The sequence below is a fragment of the bacterium genome, assembly GCA_035528375.1.
Taxonomy (GTDB): Bacteria; RBG-13-66-14; RBG-13-66-14; order RBG-13-66-14; family RBG-13-66-14; genus RBG-13-66-14.
The window spans coordinates 1-9,782 of sequence record DATKYS010000029.1 but is presented as its reverse complement, the minus strand read 5'-3'; the positions used below and the strand labels follow the sequence as shown (position 1 = coordinate 9,782).

General features: G+C 64.4%; 9 protein-coding genes. All 9 read left to right on the top strand.

From position 1 onward, the window contains the following. The first annotated feature begins 55 nt into the window (after window positions 1-55). Complete coding sequence (locus tag VM054_01605; GenBank protein ID HUT97754.1) at window positions 56-1,057, top strand: hypothetical protein; 1,002 nt, start codon at window positions 56-58, stop codon at window positions 1,055-1,057. Between the two features lie 341 nt (window positions 1,058-1,398). Continuing rightward, a complete protein-coding gene (locus VM054_01600) occupies window positions 1,399-1,950 on the top strand; it encodes a hypothetical protein (GenBank protein HUT97753.1) in 552 nt (183 codons plus the stop codon). 115 nt (window positions 1,951-2,065) lie between these two features. Next, window positions 2,066-2,941: a hypothetical protein gene (locus VM054_01595; protein ID HUT97752.1), complete on the top strand. Its 876-nt coding sequence runs from the start codon at window positions 2,066-2,068 to the stop codon at window positions 2,939-2,941. Next, entirely contained in the window at window positions 2,938-3,387 is a 450-nt protein-coding gene (locus tag VM054_01590; GenBank protein ID HUT97751.1) for a hypothetical protein, read from the top strand. Before VM054_01595 ends, VM054_01590 begins: the two co-directional genes overlap by 4 nt. Before the next feature lie 14 nt (window positions 3,388-3,401). Next, entirely contained in the window at window positions 3,402-4,631 is a 1,230-nt protein-coding gene (locus tag VM054_01585) for a HAMP domain-containing sensor histidine kinase (protein HUT97750.1), read from the top strand. Between the two features lie 110 nt (window positions 4,632-4,741). Continuing rightward, window positions 4,742-6,319: a response regulator gene (locus VM054_01580; protein ID HUT97749.1), complete on the top strand. Its 1,578-nt coding sequence runs from the start codon at window positions 4,742-4,744 to the stop codon at window positions 6,317-6,319. A gap of 54 nt (window positions 6,320-6,373) precedes the next feature. Further along, window positions 6,374-7,180: a class I SAM-dependent methyltransferase gene (locus tag VM054_01575; GenBank protein ID HUT97748.1), complete on the top strand. Its 807-nt coding sequence runs from the start codon at window positions 6,374-6,376 to the stop codon at window positions 7,178-7,180. A 59-nt stretch (window positions 7,181-7,239) separates the two neighbouring features. Then, complete coding sequence (gene tilS, locus VM054_01570) at window positions 7,240-8,571, top strand: tRNA lysidine(34) synthetase TilS (GenBank protein HUT97747.1); 1,332 nt, start codon at window positions 7,240-7,242, stop codon at window positions 8,569-8,571. Window positions 8,572-8,694: 123 nt separating this feature from the next. Continuing rightward, on the top strand, window positions 8,695-9,552 hold the full coding sequence (locus VM054_01565; GenBank protein HUT97746.1) for a cytochrome c biogenesis CcdA family protein: 858 nt from the start codon (window positions 8,695-8,697) through the stop codon (window positions 9,550-9,552). Window positions 9,553-9,782: the final 230 nt, after the last annotated feature.

Genomic DNA, 9,782 nt, shown 5'->3' with positions numbered 1-9,782 from the left:
TAGGCGCTTGATTAGAAAAACGGCCCATAAAATCGAAATGAGGAGGTAGGGCTAGATGAAACGGATACTGCTCGGCGTCCCGGCCGTCCTCATACTGGCGTGCGTTACGAGCGCGAGCGCGGACGGCGGAAAAATAACCTTCGTCCACGGCGGCTACGGGCACGGGGAAATCTACGTGATGGACGCCGACGGGGGCAACCAGACCCGGTTGACCGACGACATAAAAGATGACAGGAATCCCGTCTGGAGTCCCGACGGCCGCCGCATCGCCTTCGCTTCCAGCCGCGACGGGGACTACGAAATCTTCGTGATGGACGCCGACGGGGGCAACCTGACCCGGTTGACCGACAACGTAAGCGATGATGAGTTCCCCGCCTGGAGTCCGGACGGCGGCCGCATCGCCTTTACCTCCTTCCCCGACGGAAACTGGGAAATCTTCGTGATGGACGCCGACGGGGGCGAGGTGACCCGGTTGACCTTCAACGATGACTGGGACATGTATCCCGCCTGGAGTCCGGACGGCAGCCGCATCGCTTTCGAATCCCACCGCGACGGGGACGCTGAAATCTTCGTGATGGACGCCGACGGGGGCAATCAAACCCAGTTGACCTTCAACGATGACCGGGAACACTTTGCCGCCTGGAGTCCGGACGGTCGCCGCATCGCCTTCGAGTCCGCGCGCGACGGGGACGCTGAAATCTTCGTGATGGACGCCGACGGGGGCAATCAAACCCAGTTGACGAACAACAATAGCACTGACGGGAATCCCGCCTGGAGTCCGGACGGCCTCCGCATCGCCTTCCGCTCCGGCGGCGACTCCGACAGCCACGAAATTTTCGTGATGGACGCCGACGGGGGCAACCTGACCCGGTTGACCGACAACATAAAAGATGACAGGAATCCCGTCTGGAGTCCGGACGGCCGCCGCATCGCCTTCGAGTCCGAGCGCGACGGGGACTTGGAAATTTTCGTGATGGACGCCGACGGGGGCAAGGTGACCCGGTTGACCGACGACGAAAGCGATGACGGTTTTCCCGCCTGGAGTCCGGCGGAGTAGGCCCCTCTCTCCCCGTGGGCGGAGGCCGAAGGGAGCCGTTCGAAATTCAGTTGCCGGCTACGCCCCTCTCTCCCCGTGGGTGGAGGCCGAAGGGTGGGGGCCGGAAACATCGGGTGAGCTCAAAACTCGATTCCCCGCCCCGGCGGGTGCGGACCGTAGACGCCCGACTAATTTGTTCCCGAATGCGACCATTCCCCGCCCCGGCGGGGCGGACCGGAGTGTAGGGGCCGACCGACGGCGCGCCGTTCAGGTAGGCCCGCGGGGGGAATAACACCTTAAAATAGTTTAGGCGCTTGATTAGAAAAACGGCCCATAAAATCGAAATGAGGAGGTAGGGCTAGATGAAACGGATACTGCTCGGCGTCCCGGCCGTCCTCATACTGGCGTGCGTTACGAGCGCAAGCGCGGATGGCGGAACTCCAACGAAGGGTTCCTTTGATTGGGCAACGAACGTTGTCAAAGATTACATCTGGAATCCCGGCGCGCATTTGTCTCATTTTAATGGAATCGTGGATAGGGACGGCCTTTTAATGATGGGATGCTATTGGACTCTCGTATTTACCGACGCTGACGGAAACGAAAGTAAATGCTGGGATGTGTATTACAACGAAAACGTTAAGCCGGTGGACCACTTTTATAAGCCAGGTCCAGAGATTATTTATGATAACGAGCGCATTCGGCGCTTGATGGCGCCAGTCCTGCAGTATCTTGATGACAACTACGAAGAGGGCACCTATTGCTTCTCTTTATATGCCCATTTTCCACACGCGGATTTTCCGGAAGCCTTAATCTTTAGCGTTGAGTGCTGGGACGAAGATGGCTACGTTTTTAGCACCTTTGTAGACACCGAAACCTACGAAATCCTCCAAACGGAAACCTCTACGCTGAGGTAAGCCGCGTGGAGCGGATCCCACTAGAGCCCTGGAAATCTTCGTGTGTCCAAGGTTTGACGCACCTGGCTAAATACTCGCCCCGGACGGGGCACGGACCTTCAACCCGGAGCGTGCGATGAAGATGCGAAAAACCGCGGCAGCCTTTATTCTGGCGACCCTCGTCCTCACGGCCGGATGCGCCTCCCGGGGGGGAACGCCCCTGCTGGCCTACACCGCCGCCAAGGGCGGCGCCGACGAGGTCTACCTCTACGACCTCGAATCCGGCGAGGAGCGCCAGCTCACCTTCACCCGGGGCCTCAAGGGCGCCCCGGCCTTCTCCGCCGACGGCCGCTGGGTCCTCTACGCCTGCGACGCGGACGGGGACTGGGAAATCTACCGCGTCCCCGCCGAGGGCGGCGACACGGAGCAGCTCACCAAAAACTTCACCCCGGACCGCTTCCCGACACGCGGCATCCTGGACGAGTCGGTGGTCTTCGTGGCCTCCGACGACACCGGACCGGCCCTGCGGCACCTGGACTCACCGGGCGACCCGACCACGCTCAACACCCTCTCCCCGGACCTCGAGAGTGAGCCGGACGGGCTGGTCCTCGACCGGACGGGCGGGCTCGCGGCCCTGGTCTACGCGGGTGATATCCACTTTTTGAACCTGCGCTCGAACCGCTTCCGCCGCCTGGTGGAGGGCCCCTACGACGACGTGGACCCGGCCTTCTCCGCCGACTCGCGCGCCCTGGTATTCGCCAGCGACCGCGGCGGGGACTACGACCTCTACGTCGTGGACCTGGAGTCGGGGGAGCCGGTCCGGCTGACCGACGACGCCGGGAACGAGCGCCACCCCGTGGTGGACGCGGACAACCAGACGATTTATTTTTACGGCGAGATCGGCGGCCGCCCGGGCGTGTACCGGCGGGCGGAAACCCCCGTGGGCGCGCCGCCCCCGGTGCTCATCCTCGACGTCGAGGGGGAGCTAACCGGGCTGGCCCTCTGGCCGTGAAACGGGCGACGATTATTCTCGCGCTACTGACGGCGGTCGTTTCACCGGCCGCCGAGAGCGTCGAGTACACCGCGGCCACGGCGGGGGCGGGCCTCATTTACTCACTCGATCCCGAAAACCCCGACCGCTGGTACGTGGACTTCGCCGGCGCCGAGAGCGACTGGCGGATCACGGTGTACCGCACGCCGGAGCACCTCTTCCTCTCTCTGCCCATCCGGGTGGAGGGGGAGGGCATCCCGGCCGGGATGCAGCGCTGGGCGCTGGAAAGAAATTTCGACCTGCCGCTCGTCAAGTTCGCCCTGGACCCCACCGGGACCCGGCTGCACCTGGCGGCGGACCTGCGCACCTCCGACACGTCCCCCGAGGCGTACCTGGAGGTGCTCGGCTCCCTGGCGGCGACGGCGGAGCGTGAGCACGCCCTCCTGCGCGCATACGCGACGCCCTGAACCAACGGCGGTCCATGATTCTGCGGCGCATCACCCTCTACTTTCTGATCCTCTTCCTCCTCGTGGGGGTGGGTCTTTTCACCTACTCCAACGCCCTCATCAACCGGCTGGAGAACGAGTACCGCTCCATATCCATCGCCTACGCCGACGTCTCCTCGACCATCATCACCGCCGTCACGCGGGGGGACGTGTCGCTGGACCTGTTGAAGGATATAACCGACTCCCTGCGGCGCATGCTGAAATTCCCCGCCATCGTCGTCTCGGCGGACGGGAAGCAGATGGAGTGCCGCAACCTGCCCGGCGACCTGCATCCGGTGGACGCGGCCTCTCGTCTGGAAATCCTGCGCCTGGCCGCGGAGATGGACGAGGACAACGACCCCATCCCCCTGGTCGAGCGCCGGGTGCAAAAGCCCACCGGAACGGTGGAGGAGCGCCTGGTCGCCACGCTGCACTACTCCTCGCCGGAGATAATCACCACCCTCTCCTGGCTGCCCGTGGTGGGCATCGCGTTCATTTTAATTTTCGGCGGGCTGGGGCTCTTCGCCAACCACCGCTTCCGCCTGTCGGAGCAGCAGGCCATCTGGGTGGGGCTGGCCAAGGAGACGGCCCACCAGCTCGGCACCCCCGTCTCGAGCCTTCTGGGTTGGCTGGAGCTTCTGAGGGAGGACCCCGCCGCGGTCGGGAAGGTCCAGCCGGAGATGACCCGGGACGTGAAGCGGCTGGAGCAGATAGTCCACCGCTTCGCCGAGGTGGGCCGTACGCCCGAGCTGGAGAAAACGGACCTCCGCGCAGTGGTCCGCGAGGCGGTGGAATACTGCCGCAAGCGCATCTCCCTGGCCAACGTCAAGCTGGTGGACGAGTCGGAGGACGTGGGGCTCGTGCCCCTGTCCGCCGTCCTCTTCGGCTGGGTGATAGAGAACCTGGTGCGCAACGCCGCGGAGGTCCTGGCGAACCCCGGCGACGGGGGAAAGAAGGGGCGGAGGAAACCCGGCCGGGGCCTGATAACGGTCCGCCTCCGGCGGGTGCCGAGGGGAGTCGAGCTGGAGGTGTCCGACACCGGGGCGGGGATGAACTGGTGGATGCGCCGCCGCGTCTTCGACGCCGGGCACTCGACCAAGGCCCGTGGCTGGGGCCTGGGGCTGACCCTGGTGCGCCGGATAATCGTCGAGTACCACCACGGCCGCATCCGCCTCAAGAGCTCCCCCGGCGAGGGGACACGCTTCACGATCACCCTGCCGGTCTAGGGAACCGATGCCCACGCGCCGGCGTTTCCGAAGCCGGACACCGTAAAAGACGAGGGGTTTAAACCCCTTGTCCACCCCGGCGCCCCGGCGCCCCGAACCAAAAGGAGACCGTGGAGAAACGCCGCATCCTCTGGGTTGACGACGAGATAGAGCTCCTGCGCTCCCAGGTGGTCTTCCTCGAACGCCGCGACTACGAGGTGGTCGGGGTCACCAACGGCGACGACGCCCTGGCGAAGGTGCTCGAGGAACGCTTCGACGCCGTGCTGTTGGACGAGCACATGATGGGCCTCTCGGGCACCGAGACCCTGGCCGAGCTCAAGCGGGTGAGGCCCAACCTCCCCGTGGTCATGGTCACCAAGGGCCATGAGGACTCGCTGATGGACGAGGCCTACGGCCTGGCCGCCGACGACTTCGTGGTCAAGCCGGTCACCCCGACCCAGCTCGCCGGCGTCCTCAAGCGCATCCTGGACCGCGAGGCCCTCGAGACCTCCACCCTGGTCCAGCGCTACATGGCCGAGCTCCGCCAGTTCGACCAGACCCGGCACGAAATCACCGACTGGAAAGGCTGGCTCGAGCGCTACGTCTCCCTGGTCAACTGGGACTTGAATCTCGAGACGGCCCGGGACCCCGGTCTCCACAAGCTTCACGACCAGGTCCTGCGCGAGGACAACGCCCTCTTCGCCCGCTACGTCATCGAGAACTACCGCGGCTGGGTGGCCGGCGGGGCGGACCGCCCCATGCTCTCGGTGGACATCCTCCCCCGGGTGGTGACCCCCTTCCTGAAACAGAAGCGGCCGGTCTACTTCATCGTCATAGACGCCATGCGCTACGACCTCTGGCTCCTGTTCCGCCGGTTCCTGGAGCCCCACTGGCTCATAGACGACTTCCCGTACCTCTCGATCATCCCCACGAGCACGAACTACGCCCGGAACACGATTTTCGCCGGCCTGTACCCGAAGGAGATATCCGAGAAGCTGCCGGAGTTCTGGTCCGAGCGCTCCGAGGAGGACGCGGGGCTGAACCAGCACGAGGGCCAGCTCCTGAACGCGTGCCTGGAGCGGCATGGGGTGAAGCTCCCGGCCCGACCGCGCTACAAAAAAATCCGCGGCGGCAGCACGGAGCCCAGCGTCCTCGAACTCTTCCGCGGCTGGCGCGAGACCACCCTCTACTCCCTGGTGGTCAACTTCGTGGACCTTCTGACCCACGAGCGGTCCAACCTCCAGGTGCTCTCGGAGATGAGCGACACGCCGCAGGGGTTCCGGGCGGTGGCGGCGGCCTGGTTCGCCCACTCGAGCCTGTTGGCCGGGCTGAAGGAGCTCACCGGCCGGGACGTCACCGTCGTCATCACCTCGGACCACGGCAGCATCCAGACCGAGCGGGCGGTCATCGCCTACTGCGACAAGAAGACCTCCAAGGGCCTGCGGCTGTGGTTCGGCCAGAACCTGCGCTTCGAGGGCGAGGGGGCGCTCCTGATCAACCACCCCGCGGAGTGGATGCTCCCCGCGGAGCACATCGGCAAGAACTACCTCGTGGCGCTGGAGGACTACAACTTCGTCTACTCGTACTCGAAGAACGAGCAGCGCCGCTTCTACGCGGGCGCCTTCCAGCACGGCGGCATCTCCATGCCCGAGATGATAGTCCCCTGCGCCGTGCTGCACCCCAAGACCCTCCGGCGGCCCGAGAGATGAGCCGGGTTGTTTCGCAACTTTCGTTGTTTGGTAGTAGGCATCTGGAGACACTGGATGATTGAACTGGAGAAAGAGAAGGAAACCCTACTCGTGCCTCTGTATGGAAAGGCGCTGGAAAGCAGGAAGAGCGCCCCGATTCTTTATGATGAGAAAGCGTTGAATATCGTAGAAAACATCGCCTATGACTTCAATTCATTGAAAACACCCAAGAAAACGAACGTGATGATGTGCATCAGGGCGAAACTGTTCGATAATTACGTGGCAGGTTGCCTGGAACAGGAAATAACGAGCACCGTCATGCATTTGGGATGCGGGCTGGATAGTAGATACACCAGGATTAATAATGAGAGAGTGGACTGGTATGACCTGGACTATAAAGAAGTGATTGATATTCGCAGGGATTTTTTCCCGGAAACCGAGAAATACCACCTACTTGCTTCATCCGTTACGGAACTGGGGTGGATTGAGAGAATTCCCGTGGAAAACAAGCAATATCTCGTCGTTGCTGAAGGTCTCTTTATGTATCTCCGGGAAGAGGAAATCAAGGCGGTCCTATGCGCACTGGAAAAATGGATTGGTCATTACACCTTAATATTTGACGCGTATAGTGTTTATACCGCAAAAAGAATCGGGAGACATCCCTCGCTCAAGAAAACCGGCGCGGAGGTTCACTGGGGGATTGATGATCCGCAGGAATTGACCGGCTGGATGTCCCAAACTGAATTTATAGAAACCATATATTTCACTTCCAACGAAATCATAAATAAGCTGGGAATGGGAACGAGACTGGTATATAAAATCGCCAATCTCTTCTCCGCGGCGAGGAATGCGCAGCGGATACTCGTCTATCGAATCGGTTAATCGGATGATTCTTACGACCCAATGCATTTCCTTCTCCCCCGGTGTTCTCCGTTCCCCGCATGACTATGACCGACTCCGCCGACAATCTTTTCGCCCCGTTACGGGCGGCTCTCGCGGCCACGGCCCCCCCGGCGGGGACGCGCGTCCTGGTGGCGGTGAGCGGCGGGGCCGACTCCACCGCCCTCCTGGCGGCGCTCGCCGAGTCCGGACCGGGGCTGAAGCTGGCCGTGGCCCACTTCGATCACGGCCTGCGGCCGGATTCCGCCGACGACGCCGCCCACGTGGTCGGACTGGCGGACCGGCTGGGGCTGGAGTGCCACGTGCGGCGCTGGCGGGCGGCGAAGAAGGGCGAGGCCCGGGCTCGGGAGGCCCGCTACGATTTTTTGCACAAAACCGCCGCCGACGGAGGGTTCGAGCGCATCGCCCTGGGCCACACCCGCGAGGACCAGATCGAAACGGTGCTGGTGAACCTGGTCCGGGGGGCGGGGCTCGACGGACTGGGCGGGATGGAGGTGCTGGACGGGCCGCTGTGGCGGCCGTTCCTGGACCTGGACCACGCGGCGCTGCGGGCCTACCTCGCGGACCGGGGCCTCGCCTGGCGGGAGGACCCCACCAACGAGGACCTGGGGGCGGCCCGAAATCTGATACGCCGCGAGGTCCTGCCGCTCCTGGTGAGAATCAACCCCGGGGCGATCGCCGCCGTGGCCCGGACCGCGGGGATTCTCCGGCGCCAGCGGGCCTACCTGCGCGCGGTGGGGGAGGAGCTGGCGGAGCGGGCCTACCTCTCCGAGGGCCCGTGGGGCGCGGTTTATTCGGGGCCGCTTCTGGCCCTGGCCGGCGAGGCGCTGCTCTACGAGGCGCTGCGGGCCATCTGGGCCGGGGAGGTCGGCTGGCGCGGGTTTCTCGAGAGCGGCCACCTGACGGAGATGGCGGAGCTGGTCGCCGGGGGGAAGGACCAGGGCGCCGTGGACCTGCCCCGGGGCAGGAGGCTGCGCCGGTGCTGGACCCAGGTCTGCCTGGGGCCGAAGCGCCCCCCGCCGCCCCCCGCCGGGCTGGGGATTACCGGGCCGGGAAGCTGGACGTGGGGCGCGTTCCGCGTTGAGTTGGCCGCCGCGCCGACGGCCCGGGGCGCAGACTCCATCCCCCTCGGGGAGGGAAACCTGCCGCTCGTGGTCCGCACGCCGGGACGGGGCGATGCGCTCCGCCTGACGGGCGTGGGCGCGAAGAAGCTGAAAAAACTTTTCGCCGAAAAAAGGGTGCCGGCGTGGGAGCGGCCGTACCACCCCGTCGTCGCCGACGCCGACGGTCCGCTGTGGGTCCCCGGTCTGGCCGCCGACGAGCGGTGCCCGATGCGGGGCGCCCGGCGCCTCGTCGTGGATCGGTTACAATGACGATTTACTCACTATGGCATAATTGCATCCGAAGGTAACCTCAGTCCTACAATTAGAAAACGGCGGCCCGCAGGGGACTCGTCCTGCGGGGCCGCCCTACACATCCCAACCGAGGAGCCGACGTTGAAGAGAGCCGTTCCAATCCTTCTCCTCCTCCTCGCCCTGGCGGCACCCCTGGCGGCGGCGGCCGAGAGCGCCGGGGACGAGGGCCCCTCCTGGACCGAGCGCCAGACCGCCGAGTTCAGCCTCCTCGGCGTCCTGGTGGCCATCCTGATGGGCCTCTTCACCTTCATCACCCCCTGCGTGCTGCCGGTGGTGCCCGCCTTCATCTCCTACATGAGCGGCCTGTCGCTGGGCCAGATAACCGGCAAGGAGATGGAGGCGCTGCCCGCGGACGAGAAGCGGGAGCTGAAGCGGAAGAACCGGCGCAAGATGGTCAAGAACGCGCTCTTCTTCGCCGTCGGGGTGATAATCGTCTACGTGCTCATCGGCGCGGTCTTCGGCGTCCTGGGCGTCGCCTTCAGCCCGTCGAGCCCGCTGCGCATCTGGGTCTTCCGCGTCCTTGGAGCAGTGGTGGTTTTATTCGGAGTACACATGACCGGGCTGGTGCGCATCCCGTTCCTGGACTTCCTGGGCGGCGGGGGGACCAAGGGCGGCGGCGGGAGCGCCTGGCAGAGCGTCGTCATGGGCCTCTCCTTCGCCTTCGCCTTTTCCGCCTGCACCATGGGCTTCTTCGGCGGCATCATCGGCATGGCCATGACCAAGAGCAATATCTTCGGGGCGGTTTTCCTGGCGGCGGCCTACGGGTTCGGGCTTGCCATCCCTTTCATCCTCACCACCCTGGCGGTGGACGCCTTCTTCGGCTTCTTCAACAGGATCAAGAAGCACATGAAAGTGGTGGAGATAGTGGGGGGATTGTTGTTGATCGCGCTGGGTGTGCTGATGATTCTGGACCTGTTGCAGGCGGTTTTGGCGTTTTAGCGCGGCGTAAATTGCGATGACGTAGGGGCCGACCGACGGCGCGCCGTTCAGGTCGGCCCGTTTTTTATAAGGTGGCCCTCACCCCCATCCCCTCTCCCGGAGGGAGAGGGAGGCCGCAGGCCGCCGCGTTTTCGCTCCCCACCCCGCCCCGCATTTGCGATGACGTAGGGGCCGACCGACGGCGCGCCGTTCAGGTCGGCCCGCGGGCGACCGTGGACGGTCGCCCCTAC

Excerpts from the sequence above, each read along its gene's own strand:
- VM054_01575 (HUT97748.1), top strand. The coding sequence starts at position 6,374 with ATGATTGAACTGGAGAAAGAGAAGGAAACCCTACTCGTGCCTCTGTAT.
- VM054_01595 (HUT97752.1), top strand. The coding sequence starts at position 2,066 with ATGAAGATGCGAAAAACCGCGGCAGCCTTTATTCTGGCGACCCTCGTC.
- VM054_01605 (HUT97754.1), top strand. The coding sequence starts at position 56 with ATGAAACGGATACTGCTCGGCGTCCCGGCCGTCCTCATACTGGCGTGC.
- VM054_01585 (HUT97750.1), top strand. The coding sequence starts at position 3,402 with ATGATTCTGCGGCGCATCACCCTCTACTTTCTGATCCTCTTCCTCCTC.
- tilS (HUT97747.1), top strand. The coding sequence starts at position 7,240 with ATGACTATGACCGACTCCGCCGACAATCTTTTCGCCCCGTTACGGGCG.
- VM054_01600 (HUT97753.1), top strand. The coding sequence starts at position 1,399 with ATGAAACGGATACTGCTCGGCGTCCCGGCCGTCCTCATACTGGCGTGC.